This is a genomic window from Ramlibacter humi (genome assembly GCF_004681975.1).
Classification (GTDB): Bacteria; Pseudomonadota; Gammaproteobacteria; order Burkholderiales; family Burkholderiaceae_C; genus Ramlibacter; species Ramlibacter humi.
In genome coordinates this window covers 130,610-145,851 of record NZ_SMLK01000003.1, presented here as the reverse complement: position 1 = coordinate 145,851, position 15,242 = coordinate 130,610, and the positions used below count along the sequence as shown (strand labels likewise).

General features: G+C 70.3%; 15 protein-coding genes. 9 read left to right on the top strand and 6 right to left on the bottom strand.

What is annotated here, in order from left to right; translation table 11 throughout:
* Nucleotides 1–35: 35 nt before the first annotated feature.
* Complete coding sequence (locus EZ216_RS11680) at nt 36–1,568, bottom strand: YifB family Mg chelatase-like AAA ATPase (RefSeq protein ID WP_135249945.1); 1,533 nt, start codon at nt 1,566–1,568, stop codon at nt 36–38.
* A gap of 230 nt (nt 1,569–1,798) precedes the next feature.
* On the opposite strand from EZ216_RS11680, the gene EZ216_RS11675 reads away from it, so the two are divergent.
* Genes EZ216_RS11675 through EZ216_RS11665 form a run of 3 tightly spaced genes read left to right on the top strand, consistent with a single transcriptional unit; the run spans nt 1,799 to nt 4,477 of the window.
* Nucleotides 1,799–2,560 carry a TorF family putative porin gene (locus tag EZ216_RS11675; protein ID WP_135249944.1) on the top strand — a complete coding sequence of 254 codons (762 nt, stop codon included), beginning with the start codon at nt 1,799–1,801 and terminating at the stop codon, nt 2,558–2,560.
* A 23-nt stretch (nt 2,561–2,583) separates the two neighbouring features.
* A complete protein-coding gene (glnK, locus tag EZ216_RS11670; RefSeq protein WP_135249943.1) occupies nt 2,584–2,922 on the top strand; it encodes a P-II family nitrogen regulator in 339 nt (112 codons plus the stop codon).
* Between the two features lie 31 nt (nt 2,923–2,953).
* Nucleotides 2,954–4,477 carry an ammonium transporter gene (locus EZ216_RS11665; protein WP_135249942.1) on the top strand — a complete coding sequence of 508 codons (1,524 nt, stop codon included), beginning with the start codon at nt 2,954–2,956 and terminating at the stop codon, nt 4,475–4,477.
* A 139-nt stretch (nt 4,478–4,616) separates the two neighbouring features.
* Here the strand turns inward: EZ216_RS11665 and EZ216_RS11660 are convergent, their stop codons facing one another.
* Nucleotides 4,617–5,288, bottom strand: a complete 672-nt coding sequence (locus EZ216_RS11660; RefSeq protein WP_135249941.1) for a sensor histidine kinase — start codon at nt 5,286–5,288, stop codon at nt 4,617–4,619.
* 60 nt (nt 5,289–5,348) lie between these two features.
* Between EZ216_RS11660 and EZ216_RS11655 the strand changes: the two genes are divergently transcribed.
* The 4 genes from EZ216_RS11655 (at nt 5,349) to EZ216_RS11640 (ending at nt 9,208) form a co-directional block, all read left to right on the top strand.
* Entirely contained in the window at nt 5,349–6,257 is a 909-nt protein-coding gene (locus tag EZ216_RS11655) for an SMP-30/gluconolactonase/LRE family protein (RefSeq protein WP_135249940.1), read from the top strand.
* A gap of 64 nt (nt 6,258–6,321) precedes the next feature.
* Nucleotides 6,322–7,389, top strand: a complete 1,068-nt coding sequence (gene glcE / locus EZ216_RS11650; protein ID WP_135249939.1) for a glycolate oxidase subunit GlcE — start codon at nt 6,322–6,324, stop codon at nt 7,387–7,389.
* 1 nt (nt 7,390) lies between these two features.
* Nucleotides 7,391–8,620: a glycolate oxidase subunit GlcF gene (glcF, locus tag EZ216_RS11645; protein ID WP_135249938.1), complete on the top strand. Its 1,230-nt coding sequence runs from the start codon at nt 7,391–7,393 to the stop codon at nt 8,618–8,620.
* Nucleotides 8,621–8,716: 96 nt separating this feature from the next.
* A complete protein-coding gene (locus EZ216_RS11640) occupies nt 8,717–9,208 on the top strand; it encodes a phasin family protein (protein ID WP_135249937.1) in 492 nt (163 codons plus the stop codon).
* Here the strand turns inward: EZ216_RS11640 and EZ216_RS11635 are convergent.
* Complete coding sequence (locus EZ216_RS11635) at nt 9,177–10,085, bottom strand: LytTR family DNA-binding domain-containing protein (protein WP_135249936.1); 909 nt, start codon at nt 10,083–10,085, stop codon at nt 9,177–9,179. The two genes, EZ216_RS11640 and EZ216_RS11635, sit on opposite strands and share 32 nt — an antisense overlap.
* Nucleotides 10,086–10,236: 151 nt before the next feature.
* Here EZ216_RS11635 and EZ216_RS11630 point away from each other — a divergent pair, with 151 nt between their 5' ends.
* A complete protein-coding gene (locus EZ216_RS11630; RefSeq protein WP_135249935.1) occupies nt 10,237–11,400 on the top strand; it encodes an acyltransferase family protein in 1,164 nt (387 codons plus the stop codon).
* Here the strand turns inward: EZ216_RS11630 and EZ216_RS11625 are convergent.
* From EZ216_RS11625 to lplT, 3 genes are read right to left on the bottom strand one after another with little or no spacing between them, the layout of a single operon-like run.
* On the bottom strand, nt 11,330–11,815 hold the full coding sequence (locus EZ216_RS11625) for a glutathione peroxidase (RefSeq protein WP_135249934.1): 486 nt from the start codon (nt 11,813–11,815) through the stop codon (nt 11,330–11,332). The two genes, EZ216_RS11630 and EZ216_RS11625, sit on opposite strands and share 71 nt — an antisense overlap.
* Entirely contained in the window at nt 11,812–12,729 is a 918-nt protein-coding gene (locus EZ216_RS11620; RefSeq protein ID WP_135249933.1) for an EamA family transporter, read from the bottom strand. Before EZ216_RS11620 ends, EZ216_RS11625 begins: the two co-directional genes overlap by 4 nt.
* A complete protein-coding gene (gene lplT, locus EZ216_RS11615) occupies nt 12,716–14,005 on the bottom strand; it encodes a lysophospholipid transporter LplT (protein ID WP_135249932.1) in 1,290 nt (429 codons plus the stop codon). Before lplT ends, EZ216_RS11620 begins: the two co-directional genes overlap by 14 nt.
* 127 nt (nt 14,006–14,132) lie before the next feature.
* On the opposite strand from lplT, the gene alr reads away from it, so the two are divergent.
* On the top strand, nt 14,133–15,230 hold the full coding sequence (gene alr, locus EZ216_RS11610; protein WP_135249931.1) for an alanine racemase: 1,098 nt from the start codon (nt 14,133–14,135) through the stop codon (nt 15,228–15,230).
* Nucleotides 15,231–15,242: the final 12 nt, after the last annotated feature.

Genomic DNA, 15,242 nt, shown 5'->3' with positions numbered 1-15,242 from the left:
CCTGCGGCGCCGGCGGCTTGGCTGGTGGTTGAGTTTCAGGCGTTGTTCACGCCGGCCAGCCCGCGCCGGTACTGCACCGCTTCCGCCACGTGCGGCACCTGCGCCTTGTCTTCCGCCGCCAGGTCGGCGATGGTCCGTGCCACCTTCAGCACGCGATGCGTGGCGCGGGCACTCCAGGCGAGCCGCGCGGCGGCGTGATCGAGGAAAGCCGCGGCGGCGCTGTCCAGCCGTGCGAACTCGTCTACTTCCGCACCTTGCAGCGCGTGATTGGGGCGGCCTTGCCGCGCCAACGCCCGGTCGCGTGCCGCCACGCAGCGGGCGCGCACCGCGGCGGTGGCTTCCCCCGGCGGCGCCCCCAGCAACTCGTGCGGCGACAGCGCCGGTACTTCCACGTGCAGGTCGATGCGATCGAGCAGAGGCCCCGACAGCTTGCCTTGGTAGCGTCCCACCTGGTCGGGAGAACAACGGCAACTGCGCTGCGGCGCGCCGCGCCAGCCGCAAGGGCAGGGGTTCATCGCGGCGATGAAGTGAAAGCGCGCGGGGAACTCGGCCCGGCGCGCGGCGCGCGCGATGGTGATCTGACCCGTTTCCAGTGGCTCACGCAATGCTTCGAGCGCGGCGCGCGGAAACTCCGGCAGCTCATCGAGGAACAGCACGCCGCGATGCGCGAGCGAGATCTCGCCGGGCCGCGGCGGCGACCCGCCGCCCACCAACGCCACCGCACTGGCGGAGTGGTGCGGGCTGCACGTGGGCCGCACGGCCCATTGCGCCAGCCGGAAGCGCCCGCTCAAGCTGGCGATGGCCGCGCTCTCCAGCGCTTCTTCCACCGGCATCGGCGGCAGCAGGCCGGCGAAGCGGTGCGCCAGCATCGACTTGCCGGACCCCGGCGGCCCCATCAGCAGCAGTGAATGCCCGCCTGCGGCCGCGATCTCCAGCGCCCGCTTGGCGCCGCTTTGGCCCTTGACGTCCAGCAGGTCCGGATACGCTGCCGTGCCCACCGGCGGCTGCGTCTGCACGCGCTGCCAGCCGTCGCCGGGTTCACCGGACGGCTCGGTCTGCAATTGCGCCACCACGTCCATCAGGTGCCGCGCCCGCCACACGCGCGCACCGGGCACCAGCGCCGCTTCTTCCGCGCTGCCGGGCGGCAGCACGAGTTGCGCGCCCGCACCCGCCGCATGCAGCGCCAGGCTCATCGCCAGCGCGCCGCGCACGGGCCGCAGCTCGCCTGACAGGGACAGCTCGCCCGCGAACTCGTAGTCGGCCAGCCGCGCGCCGTCCACTTGCCCGCTGGCCGCCAGGATGCCCAGCGCGATGGGCAGGTCGAAGCGGCCCGAGTCTTTTGGCAAGTCCGCAGGCGCCAGGTTCACCGTGATGCGCTTGTTGTGCGGGAAGTCCAGTCCGCAGGTAATGAGCGCCGCGCGCACCCGCTCGCGCGCCTCTTTCACTTCCACGTCGGCCAGGCCCACCAGCGTGAAGCTGGGCAGGCCGTTGGCCAGGTGCACTTCGACCTGCACGCGCGCCGCTTCCAGGCCCAGCAGCGCGCGGCTGCGCACCAAAGACAGGCTCATGTCCGCATTCCTCCCTGCTTGGGTGCATGGGCGGGCGTGGTGCGCGCCGGAAAGGCGGGCGCGCACCGGCGCGGTGCAACCCCGCGGCCATCCCATGCTGATCCGTGCCTTTAACGGGCGAAGCGCGCGGCCCAGCCATGGCGTGCTCCCCTGTTGTGACGGGCTGGTTACGGGTGGCACGCGTCCTGCTAAGTGCCTCCACAGAATTTTCCAAGACGGAGCGAGCCCCCATGAATCTGAAGTCCACCCTGCTGTTGTCCACCCTAGTGCTGTCCAGCGCGGCTTTCGCGCAGGCGAAGGCGCCGGAGCCGGACTACACGCTTTCCTACAACGTCGGCGTCGTGTCGGACTACCGCTACCGCGGCATCTCGCAGAGCGCGCGCGACCCCGCGCTGCAGGGCGGCATCGACTTCGCGCACAAGAGCGGCTTCTACCTGGGCACCTGGGCTTCGACCATCCAGTGGATCAAGGACTCGACGCCGGCGGACCGCGGCGCGGTGGAAGTCGACCTGTACGGCGGCTACAAGAGCTCGATCAACGACGACTTCTCGTATGACGTCGGCCTGCTGCAGTACTGGTACCCGCGCAACAACTACAAGCTGGCCACCGGCACCAACGCCAACACCACCGAGGTCTACGGCGCGCTGACCTACAAGATGTTCACCGCCAAGTACTCGCACGCGCTGACCGACCTGTTCGGAACGCCCAACAGCAGCGGCAGCGGCTACCTGGACCTGTCGGCCGGCTTCGATCTGGGCAGCGGTTTCACGCTGACCCCGCATGTGGGCTGGCAGCGCATCCGCGGTTTCGGCACCTACCGTGACCACGCGCTGACGCTGAACAAGGACTTCGGCAACGGCTTCAACGTCAGCGCCGCCCTCGTCGGCACCAACTGGAAGAGCCACTTCGGCACGCCGTACACGCTGCCCGGCAGCGGCACCACCGACCTGGGCAAGACCAGCCTGGTGATCGGCGCGAAATACAACTTCTGAGCAGGGCTCCAAAAGGAAAGGCCATGAAACTCGTCACCGCCATCATCAAGCCCTTCAAGCTGGACGAGGTGCGCGAAGCGCTCTCTGCCATCGGCGTGCAGGGCATCACCGTCACCGAGGTCAAGGGCTTCGGCCGCCAGAAGGGCCACACGGAGCTGTACCGCGGCGCCGAGTACGTCGTGGACTTCCTGCCCAAGGTGAAGATCGAAGCCGCCGTCGCCGACGACCTCGTCGAGCGCGTCATCGAAGCCGTGGAAGGCGCGGCCCGCACCGGAAAGATCGGCGACGGAAAGATCTTCGTCTACGACCTCGAGCAGGTCGTGCGCATCCGCACCGGCGAGACCGGCAAGGACGCCCTGTAGTACCCCATCCCACCGAAAAGAGACGACCACCATGAGAAAGCTTCTCGCCTCCCTGGCCCTCGGGCTGGGCCTCCTGGCCGGCAGCGCGGCGGTGCTGGCGCAGGCCCCGGCCGCGCCGGCGCCCGCTGCTGCTGCCGCTTCCACGCCAGCGGCGGATGCCAGCGCTCCTGCGGCTGCCGCTGCCGCCGTGCCCGCTGCCGCCGCAGCGGCTTCCGCGCCTGCCGCCGCCGCGGCGCCCACGCCGGTCCCGAACAAGGGCGACACCGCGTGGATGACCGTCGCCACCGCGCTGGTCATCTTCATGACCATCCCGGGCCTGGCCCTCTTCTACGGCGGCCTGGTGCGCAGCAAGAACATGCTGTCGGTGCTGATGCAGGTGTTCGTGGTCACGTGCATGATCTACGTGCTGTGGGCGCTGTACGGCTACAGCGTGGCCTTCACCGGCGGCAGCTCGTTCTTCGGCGGGTTCAGCAAGGTGTTCCTCGCGGGCATCACGCCAGACTCGGTGGCCGCCACCTTCAGCAAGGGCGTGGTGATCCCCGAGCTGACGTTCGTCGGCTTCCAGGCCACGTTCGCCGCCATCACCTGCGCGCTGATCGTGGGCTCGTTCGCCGAGCGCATCAAGTTCTCGGCCGTGCTGCTGTTCTGCGCGATCTGGTTCACGTTCGCCTATCTGCCCATCGCCCACATGGTGTGGTACTGGGACGGCCCGGATGCCATCACCGACGCCAAGTCGCTGGAGGCGGTGACCGCCGCCGCCGGCTGGCTGTGGGCCAAGGGCGCGCTCGACTTCGCGGGCGGCACCGTGGTGCACATCAACGCCGGCGTCGCCGGCCTGGTGGGCGCGTACGTCATCGGCAAGCGCGTGGGCTACGGCAAGGAAGCCCTGGCGCCGCACAGCCTGACCCTGACCATGGTCGGCGCCGCGATGCTGTGGGTGGGCTGGTTCGGCTTCAACGCCGGCTCCAACCTGGAAGCCAACGGCGCCGCCGCCCTGGCTTTCGTCAACACGCTGCTGGCTACCGCCGCCGCTGCGCTGTCGTGGATCGCCGGCGAAGCGCTGTCCAAGGGCAAGGCTTCGATGCTGGGTGCAGCTTCCGGCGCCGTCGCCGGCCTGGTGGCCATCACCCCGGCCTGCGGCTTCGTGGGCCCGATGGGTTCCATCGTCATGGGCCTGCTGGCCGGCCTGGTCTGCCTGTGGGGCGTGAACGGCCTCAAGCGCCTGCTGGGCGCCGACGACTCGCTGGACGTGTTCGGCGTGCACGGCGTGGGCGGCATCCTGGGCGCCCTGCTGACCGGCGTGTTCGCTTCGCCCTCGCTGGGCGGCACGGGCGTCTACGACTACGTGGCCAACAAGGTCAGCCCCGACTACTCCATCGGCGGCCAGGTGTGGATCCAGTTGCAGGGCGTGCTGACCACGCTGGTCTGGTCGTCCATCGTGGCGTTCATCGCCTACAAGATCGTCGACCTGGTGATCGGCCTGCGCGTCAGCGAAGAGGAAGAGCGCGAGGGCCTGGACATCTCGTCGCACGGCGAGACGGCGTACAACCGCTGAACCGTGAAAGGCCTGCGGGCCTTTCCGAATGCAAGTTCTCCTTTGGATGTTCGGCCCGCTTCGGCGGGCCGCTTTTTTTGCCTGGCGCTGTGTTTTCTGGCGTCATCCTCGCGCAGGCGGGAATGACGAAGAGCGGGCGTTACGCCAGGACTGGAAAAGCGAGCGTGGCCGTGCTCTCCGTGTACGAGAGCTCCACATCCTCCGCCCGCGCCATCGCATTCACCTCGCCCCACTCCATCGAGCGGTAGCTCAGCTTGCTGCCGTAGCCGCCGTCGCCTTCGGTGCGGATGAAGCGGATCTCGACGTGGATCACGTCTTCGCCGGTGCGCGCGCTGATCACGACGTCGGCCGGACCTTCCTGCGTGTCGGTCAGCGCGAGCAATGCGGCGGGCAGCAGCATGCGTGCGGCGGCGCGGCCCACGGGCTGGGGCAGTTCGCTCACCTCGGCGGCGAGGTTGAAGCCGCGAAAGCTGAAGTTGCTGTGCAGCAGGTCGACGCAGTCGCGCACGGCGGCGTCGAAAGGCATGGTGGCGCCGGGCTCGGGCGACATCCAGGTGATGACGTCCAGCACGTCCTTGGCCGCGGCCTTGGACAGGCTGTTGATCTTGGCCGCGCCGTCGTGGATGGCGGCGAGGTCGGGCGAAGCCGCGCGCGTGCGACGCTCCAGCAGCTCGGACACCATGCCGATGGGCTGCAGGTGGGCCACCATCTGGTGGCGGATGGCGGCGGCCAGGCGCCGCAGCAGCGCATAGCGCGCGGACTCCACCAGCATCAGCGTGGCCTGGGCGGAACTCGGGGTCGAAGCACTCATCGCGGACGATGGTAGCGGCTGCGCCAGCTCATCCGCTTGCCCCGGCCGCACAATCGGCCGATGGATCGCTGGCAGAGACTCACTTCGCAACCCGACGAATTGGGCGAGTCGCCGTTCTGGCATCCCCGGGAAGGGCGGCTCTACTGGGCCGACATCGCCGCTCGCGCGCTGAGGCGCATCGACCCTGCGAAAGGCGAGCCGCAAAGCTGGGCGATGCCGCAGGAGCCGGGTTGCTTCGCGCCCGCGAGCGCAGGCGGATTCGTCATCGCGCTGCGCGACGGCTTCTACCGCGCGCGCGAGTGGGGCGCGCCGCTGGCGCTGCTGCGGCATGCGGACCACGATCCCGCGACCACCCGCTTCAACGACGGCAAGGCCGATCCGCGCGGGCGCTTCTGGGCCGGCTCGCTGTTCGAGCCGAAGACGGCGCCTGCCGCTGAGTTGCTGTGCCTGGATGCGCACGAGGGCATGCGCCTGAAGCGCATGGCGGGCGGCTTGATCACCGCCAACGGCCTCGCGTGGTCGCCGGACGGCCGCACCGTGTACTGGGCCGACACGCAGGCGCACCGCATCCGCGCCTGGGACTGGGACGCCGATTTCAACGAGCTGCGCAACGAGCGAGTGTTCCACCAGTTCGAGCCCAAGCCCGCCGGCTGGAAGCCGGGCGATGCCGGCTACGGTGGCCGCCCCGATGGCGCCGTGGTGGACGCGGAGGGCTGCTACTGGTGCGCGATGTTCGAAGGCGGGCGCGTGGTGCGGTTGTCGCCGCAGGGCGAGCTGATCGAGAGCATCGACACGCCGGTGCTGTGTCCCACCATGCCCTGCTTCGGCGGGCCGGACCTGCGCACGCTGTATGTCACGAGCGCGGGCAAGCGCGATGCGCAGGAGAAAGCCGCGCGCCCCTGGACCGGCCACGTGGTCTGGACGCGCGTCGGTGTGCCCGGCCTGCCGGTCAATTTCTTCATCGACTGACCCCAAAAAGTTCAACGGCCGGGGCAGGGGCCACCGCCCGGCTGGCGCGTACCATCGGCAACCCATGGAAGCAGCGCTCGCCGACGCCATCGCCCGCATCCGCGCCGCCGCGGCGTCGGGCACGCGCCTGCGCCTGCGCGGCGGCGGCAGCAAGGACTTCTACGGCGAGCCGGCGCAAGGCGAAGTGCTGGACACGCGCGGGCTGTCGGGCATCCGCAGCTATGAGCCCAGCGAGCTGGTGGTCACCGTGGGCGCGGGCACGCCGCTCACGGTGCTGGAAGACGCGCTGGCGCAGGCCGGGCAGGAGCTGCCTTTCGAGCCGCCGCGTTTCGGCGGTGCCACGGTCGGCGGCATGGTCGCCACGGGCATTTCCGGCCCGGCGCGAGCCAGTGTCGGCAGCGTGCGCGACTACGTGCTGGGCCTCACCATGGTCAACGGCCGCGGCGAGCTGCTCACGTTCGGCGGCCAGGTGATGAAGAACGTCGCCGGCTACGACGTGTCGCGGTTGATGGCGGGCTCGCTGGGCACGCTGGGGCTGATCGTCGAGGTGAGCCTGAAGGTGCTGCCGCATGCGCCCGCGCAGGCCACGCTGCGATTCGAACTCACTCAAGCCGAGGCGCTGAAGCGCTTGAACGCCTGGGGCGGCCGGCCGCTGCCGCTGAACGCCAGCCGCTGGGAAGCGGGCACGCTGTGGCTGCGCCTGCGGGGCGCGCGGGCGGCCATCGAAGCCGCGTGCGGCTCGATGGGTGGCGAGCGTGTCGACGACGCATCGGCGCAGTGGGACGCCTGCCGCGAGCAGCAGCTGCCCTGGTTCACAGCGCGCGCGGACCGCGACCTGTGGCGCCTGTCCGTGCCGCAGACCGCACCGGTGCTGGACCTGCCGGAAGACCCGCTGGTCGAGTGGCACGGCGGCCAGCGCTGGGTCGCCGCGGCGGCCGGCGACGCGGCCCATCTGCGCCGTGCGGCGGAGCAAGCCGGCGGCCACGCCACGCTGTTCCGTCCCGCGCAGCCTGCCACCACCGGCCGCTTCCATCCGCTCACGCCGGCGCTCGCGCGCATCCACCGCGAGCTGCGGCGCGAGTTCGATCCCCACGGCGTCTTCGACGGCGGCCGCCTGTTCCCGGACCTCTGACGTGCAGACCCACCTGTCGCCCGAATTCGCCGGCACCGCCGAAGGCGCCGAGGCCGAAGCCATCCTGCGCAAGTGCGTGCACTGCGGCTTCTGCACCGCGACCTGCCCCACCTACCAGGTGCTGGGCGACGAGCTGGACGGGCCGCGCGGGCGCATCTACCTGATCAAGCAGGTGCTCGAAGGCGAGACGCCGACGGAAAAGACGCGGCTGCACCTGGACCGGTGCCTCACCTGCCGCAACTGCGAAAGCACCTGCCCCAGCGGCGTGCAGTACGGCTACCTGGTCGACATCGGCCGCCGCATCGTCGAAGAGAAGGTGCCCCGCGACGCGGCCTCGCGCGCGCTGCGCTGGACGCTGAAGGAAGGCCTGACCTCGCCGGCGTTCGGTCCCGCGATGCGCGTCGGCCAGGCCGTGCGCGGCCTGCTGCCCGGCGCGCTGAAGGAGAAGGTGCCCGAGCGCCGCCCCGCGAAGGCCTGGCCCACGCGCACCCACTCGCGCAAGGTGCTGCTGCTGGATGGCTGCGTGCAGCCTTCGATGGCGCCCAACATCGACGCCGCCACCGCCCGCGTGCTCGACGCGGCGGGCATCCAGGCCATGGTCGCGCCCGGCTCGGGCTGCTGCGGCGCGGTGAAGTTCCACCTGAACGACCAGGAAGGCGGTCTCGCGCAGATGCGCCGCAACGTCGACGCGTGGTGGCCGCTGATCGGGCGCGGTGAGGTGGAAGCGCTGGTGATGAACGCTTCGGGGTGTGGCGTCACCGTGTGCGAGTACGGCCATCACTTGAAGCACGACGCCGCGTACGCCGAGCGCGCGGCGAAGGTCAGTTCATTGACGCGCGACCTGAGCGAGCTGCTGCCCGATCTGGTCCCCGCGCTCGAAGGCCGCGTGCGCGCGCCCGAAGGCGTGCTGGCCTACCACCCGCCGTGCACGCTGCAGCACGGGCAGCAGCTGCGCGGCGGCGTCGAGGCGGGCTTGCGCCAACTTGGCTTCGACGTGCGCGTGGCGATGAACGAATCGCACCTGTGCTGCGGCTCGGCCGGCACTTACTCCGTGCTGCAACCGGACATCTCGCACACGCTTCGTGACCGCAAGCTGGGCCACCTGGGCGCGCTGCAGCCCAGCGCGGTGATCTCGTCCAACATCGGCTGCATCACGCACCTGCAGTCAGGCACCGGCACGCCGGTGCGGCACTGGATCGAAGTCCTCGACGAGTCGCTTGCGCCCGCGTGAGTGCGCGGGCCCGCAAAGAAACAATTGATTGCCCAGCCGCCTGCCTGCGCAGCGCGGCGTAGATTGCGCGCTCCCGCACGACCGAAGGAGCTCACCATGGCCAGCCAGAACCGAAGGACGCAACAGAATGCAGCGGACGAGACCGATCCGCTGCGCAATCTCGTGGGTGCCACCGGCACTTTCGCGGTGATGCAAAGGCAGCAGATGGCCGCGATGGCCGACGCGATGGGGGCGCTGTTCCGCGCCGGCGAATCCATCCACCACGCTCAATTGCAGCGCGACCAGCGGGCGTCGCTGCTGCACCGGCAGGCGGCCGACAACCTGCGGAACGCCACGTCGCCCATGGAACTGGTCAGCATCCAGTCCACGCTGGCGATGTACGAGATGCAGGAAGGGATGCGCTACTGGCAGGAACTGGTGGCGGCGACCTTGAAGGCGGGCGGCGAGTTGATGCGCAGCGGCGCGCCGGGGCCTGCGGGTGTCGAGGGCACGCCGATGGAGGGCGCGGGCGAAGCGGCGGCCACCATGGCCGAAGCCTTCCAGCAGATGTTCGCGTTCAACCAGAAAGCCGCGCCGACGCAGCATTGAGCGGCGCGGGCTCGGCCAGCGCGTCGCGGTAACGGCGGCTGCACGGCACGAAGCCGCCGTCCTTCATCTTCAGGCGCGCGTCGCCGGCTTCCAGCGGCTCAATCTCGGCGACGCGGTCCAGGTTTACCGCCCAACTGCGGTGGACGCGCGCGAAATGCGCCGGGTCCAGCTGCTCCAGGAAATCGGCCAGCGTTGAGCGCAGCAGGTAGTCGTGCCCGTTCACGCGCAGGCCCACGTAGTTGCCCTGGGCCTGCAGCCAGTCGATGTCCGCCGCGGCCACGAGGAATTCCTTGCGCAGCTTGCGCACCAGGAAGCGCTCGGGGCGCGCGGGTGAAGGTTCGGGGGGCCGGCCGGCCGGCGGCTCGGGCGCGTCCAGCACGCGCGCCTCGCCCTGCGTGCGCAGCAGCAGGTAGCGCCAGCCCAGCACGGCCAGCAGGATGGCGCTGTAGCTGCGCACATCCTTCAGGTATTCGTAGGCTAGCACTGTGCCCCAGGCTTCGTGCCGGTAGGGCACGCCGGCCGCAGCGAACGCGGCGTAGCGCAGCAGCACCATGCCCGCCGCGTGCACGAGCAGGAAGCCGATGCTGCCCAGCACGTGCCAGCCCAGGCCGCCCGGCAAGGTGGCCCAGCGCAGCGGGTGCCGCCGCTCCCACCAGACGACGGCCGGGATGAGCGCGGCGACCGCCGCCGTGCTGGTGGATTCCAGCAGCAGCGGATGCCAGAACGGATGGGCCGCATCGATGCGGCGCAGGTCGATCCAGACGACCAGGCTGTTGAAGGCGACCTGCGACAGCATCACCAGCGCCCAGAAGCCGGCGTCCGCCGCCCGCTCGTGGCGGCGGTAGAGCTGGAGCCAGCGCGGCAGGGTATCGGGCATGGCGGGCGAGTGTAGGCGCGGGGCCGGCAGGCCGTTCCTGTTTCGTCCCGGCCGGCCGCCGCTCGTCACAAACGGCGCCGCCGCCGTCCCAAACGCCCCTCCGGGCGGCCGCGCCGCCCGCACCATCCGCGCCTTCCAACAGGAGCAAGGCATGGAACGAAGACACGACATCGACGCGCTGCGGGCACTGGCGTTCGCGGGCGTCATCCTGTACCACGTGGGCATGTACTACGTGGCCGGCTGGCACTGGCACGTGAAGAGCCCGCACGAGGCCGAATGGCTGCAGTGGCCCATGCGGGCGCTGAACCTGTGGCGGATGGACCTGGTCTTCCTGGTGTCCGGGCTGGCGATGTCGTTGCTGTGGCGCGGCGAAGGCTCGCGCCGCGCGCTGCTGGGCCAGCGCAGCTGGCGGCTGCTGCTGCCGCTGGCTTTCGCGATGGCGGTGGTCGTGCCGTACCAGGTCTACGCCCAGGTGGTCGCCAACGGCAGCAGCGAACCGGGGCTGGCGGCTTTCCTGCGGCGCTACTTCACCGGCGGGCCCTGGCCGCGCGACGCGTTCGACGGCGCCGAGGCAGGCGTCACCTGGAACCACCTCTGGTACCTGCCCTATCTGTGGCTGTACACGGCGGTGTTCCTGCTGGCCTGGCCGGTGCTGGGGTCAGCGGCCGGGCTGCGCCTGCGCGAGCGATTCCGCGCGCTGCGCGGCTGGGCACTGGCGCTGCCCGTGCTGCCGCTGCTGGGCTGGTCGCTGCTGCTGTGGCGGCGCTTCCCGCCGAGCCATGACCTCATTCACGACGGCTGGCTGCATGCGATGTACGCCACGCTGTTTCTCTACGGCTGGTGGATGGGCGTGGATGCCGGCCTGTGGGCCGAGCTGAAGCGCTTGCGCCACCGCACGCTGGCGATCGCCGCCGCCTTGCTGGTGCTGCACTTCGTCCTGCCGCGCGGGCTGCCGTCCCGGCTGGCGGGCGACCTGTACCTGTGGGCCATGGTGCTGGCCGTGCTGGGCTGGGCGCACCACGCGCTGAACCGGCCCTGGCCCTGGCTGGCGTGGGCCAACGAATCGGTCTACCCCTGGTACGTGCTGCACCAGACGCTGATCATCTGGCTGGCGGTGCAGCTGTCGCCCTGGAACCTGGGGCCCGTGATCGAACCGGTGGTGCTGGCGGCCGGCACGGTGGCCGGCTGCTGGGGGCTGACGGCCGTGATCCGGCGCAGCCGCTGGCTGCGGCCCCTGTTCGGACTCAAGCCGCGATCGCGGCCTGCACGTCCTTCGCCAGCTTCTCCGGCGCGTCCTGCGGCGGGTACCGCTTGATCACCTCTCCGTCCTTGCCGACCAGGAACTTGGTGAAGTTCCACTTGATCGCCTTGCTGCCCAGCAGGCCGGGCGCTTCGGCGGTCAGCCACTGGTACAGCGGGTCGGCCTTGGCGCCGTTGACGTCGATCTTGGACATCATCGGGAAGTCCACGCCGTAGTTGCGCTGGCAGAACGCGCCGATCTCCTCGTTGCTGCCGGGGTCCTGCGCGCCGAACTGGTTGCAGGGAAAGCCCAGGACCACCAGCCCTTGCGGCGCGAACTGCTCGTGCAGCTTCTGCAGGCCCGCGAACTGCGGCGTGAAGCCGCACGCGCTGGCGGTGTTGACGATCAGCAGCGGCTTGCCGCGGTATTGCGCCAGGTCGACCGGCTTGCCGTCGATGGACGTGGCGTGGAAGTCGTAGGCGGTGGTCATGCCGGCGATTGTGCGCCGTTGCCGCTTTTCGTGCCCGGCTCCGACAACGCCGACCACGCGGCCGCCGCCAGCACCAGCGCGCCGCCCGCCAGCGTGCGCGGACCCAGCGTCGCGGCGCCCGCGGCGACGGACGACACGCTGGCGAACAGCACCTCGGACAGCATCACCAGCGCGGTGGTCTGAGCCGGCAGGCGCGAGGCGCCGAACTGCATCGCCGCATTGCCCAGCAGGAAGCCCACGCCCAGCACCAGTGCCAACGCGGCGGCACCGATGGGCAGCAGGGTGGGCGAAGGGGCCAGGCCTTGCGTCACGGCGATGGTTCCGGCTGCGGCGGCGGCGAGCGTGCCGCCGGTGAACATCGCGGTGACGCGCGCGATGGCGGGCGCACCGCGCAGCCGCAGCACCAGGATGTTGACCAGCGCGAAACTGAAACCGCCCAGGATCGCCAGCACGTCGGGCAGCGATTGCGGCACGGGCCACGGCGTTTCGGGCGTCTTCAGGATCACCACTACGCCGGCCAGCGCGAGCGCCAACCGCACCAATGCGGGCAGCTGGGGCCGCTCACCCAGCAGCGGCCATGCCAGCAGCACGCTCCACGCGGGCATCAGGTAGAAAAGCAGCACCACGCGCACCACGTCGCCCACGGTCACCGCCCAGTTGAAGCCGACGTTGGTGCAGCCCGATGCCAGCATCAGCCAGAGCAGGGCGGGGTGGCTGCGCACCGCCCGCAGCAGGCCGGGCCGCATCGCCGTCACCACCAGCAGCGAGAAAAGGTAGACGGCGCACGTGGCCCACAGCGGGTGCAGGCCTTGCGACTGCAGTTCGCGGAAAGGCCACCAGGAAACGCCCCAGACGAAGGCGTTGAAGACGAGGGCGGCCACGGCCGCCGCGCGCGGGCCCTCAGGCCCCGCCATGCGTGTTGTCGTGCCGCGCGATCGAGATCAGGTGCTCCACCTCTTCGCGGTGGTTCACCAGGTTCCAGCCATGCCAGCGCTGAATCAGCCACATCATCGCGGACACCACCAGGCCGAAGGCGGTGATGGCGCCGAACGCACTGAGGCCCATGCCGGCCGAGAGGCTGTAGAACGCGCCCAGGCCCAGGATGCAGGCCTGCTCGTTGAAGTTCTGCACGGCGATGGAGCGGCCCGCGCCCATGAGGTTGTGGCCGCGGTGCTGCAGCAGCGCGTTCATCGGCACGACCAGGAAGCCGCCCAGCCCGCCCAGCAGGATGAGGAAGGGCGCGGCCACCCAGACGTTGTGGATGAAGTTCATCAGGATGACCAGCAGGCCCATGGCGATGCCCAGCGGCATCACGCTGGTGGCCATGTCCAGCCGCATGCGCACCGAAGCGACGATGGCGCCGACCGCGGTGCCCAGCGCCACCACGCCCGACAGCGACGAGGCCTGCGTGGTGCTGTAGCCCAGGGCGGCGGCGCTCCACGCCAGGATGATGTAGCGCAGGTTGCCCGACACGCCCCAGAACAGCGTGGTGGTGGCCAGCGAGATCTGCCCCAGCTTGTCGCGCCACAGGCGCGAGTTGCAGGTCCAGAAGTCCGGCACCAGTTCCAGCAGGTTGCGCGGCATCGGGCGCATCTCCACGCCGGTGTGCGGGATGCGCAGGTTGAACCAGGCGGCGATGGCGTAGACGAAGATCAGCACCGTGATGGCGGCTTCGGGCGGCGTGTTGATGCCGGTGTCGATCAGCGGGAAGTCCAGCGCCAGCAGGCGGCTGGCCACCACGTGGCCCACCAGCTGGCCGCCCAGCAGGATGCCCAGGATGATGGAGGCGATGGTCAGGCCTTCGATCCAGCCGTTGGCCTTGACCAGCTGCGAGGACGGCAGCAGCTCGGTGAGGATGCCGTACTTGGCGGGCGAGTAGGCCGCCGCGCCCAGGCCCACGATGGCGTACGCCAGCAGCGGGTGGGTGCCGAACAGCATCATCAGGCAGCCCACGACCTTGATCGCGTTGCTGACGAACATGACGCGGCCCTTGGGCTGGGCGTCGGCGAACGCGCCCACGAACGGGGCCAGCACCACGTAGAACAGGGCGAACATGGGCACCAGGGCGGCGCGTTGCCATTCGGCGGCGCCGCCGGACTTCAGCAGTTCGACCGCCGCGACGAACAGGGCGTTGTCCGCCAGCGACGAGAAGAACTGCGCCGCCATGATGGTGTAGAAGCCGCGCTTCATCGGTGGGGCTTTGCGGTCGCCGTCATTGCGGCTGCGGTGGGAAAGGCGGCTGTCTCCAAGCGTCGGGCTTTATATCACGCGGGGTAATGACAAAATCGCCGAGACAGCCCCGAAGAGACCCCCGCGAATGCCCCGTCCCATCCTCGCCACGATCCACGTCGAAGCCCTGCGGCACAACCTTTCGCGCATGCGCGCGGCGGCGCCGGACGCCCGGGTGTGGGCCGTGGTCAAGGCCAACGCGTACGGCCACGGCATCGAACGCGCCTTCGACGGCCTGCGCGGCGCCGACGGCTTCGCCCTGCTGGACCTGCAGGAAGCCGAGCGCGTGCGCGCGCTGGACTGGCGCGGCCCCATCCTGCTGCTGGAAGGCACCTTCGAGCCGCGCGACCTGGAGCTGTGTTCCCGGCTGGGCTTGTGGCACGTGGTGCATTGCGAGCAGCAGATCGACTGGCTGGCGGCCCACAAGACCCAGCAGCCGCACCGCGTGTTCCTGAAGATGAACTCGGGCATGAACCGGCTGGGCTTCACGCCAGCCGCATTCCGCGCCGCGTGGACGCGCCTGAACGCGCTGCCCCAGGTGGACGAGGTGTCGCTGATGACGCACTTCAGCGATTCCGACGGCCCGCGCGGCATCGCGCACCAGATGAAGACGTTCGCCGAAGCCACGCGCGACCTGCCCGGCGAGCGCACGCTGTCCAACAGCGCCGCCACGCTGCGGCATGCGCAGGACGCCGGCGTGCGCGCCGACTGGCTGCGCCCCGGCATCGCGGTGTACGGCAGCGCGCCCGACTACCCGGAGAACGACGCCGCTCACTGGCAGCTGCGGCCGGCGATGACGCTCACCAGCCGCCTGATCGGCGTGCAGCAACTGCAGCCGGGCGACACCGTGGGCTACGGCTCCAGCTACACGGCGGAACAGCCGATGCGCATCGGCGTCGTGGCCTGCGGCTACGCCGACGGCTACCCGCGCCATTGCAGCACCGGCACGCCGGTGCTGGTGGACGGCGTGCGCACCCGCCTGGTCGGCCGCGTGAGCATGGACATGCTGACCGTGGATCTCACGCCGGTGCCGCAGGCCGGCTTCGGCAGCGAGGTCACGCTGTGGGGCCGCGCTTCCAACGGCCAGGTGCTGTCCATCGACGAGCCCGCGCGCGCGGGTGGGACGCTGGGGTATGAGCTGATGTGCGCGGTGGCGCCTCGCGTGCCCGTGACTGTGGACGGCTGAGGCGCCGTTCCG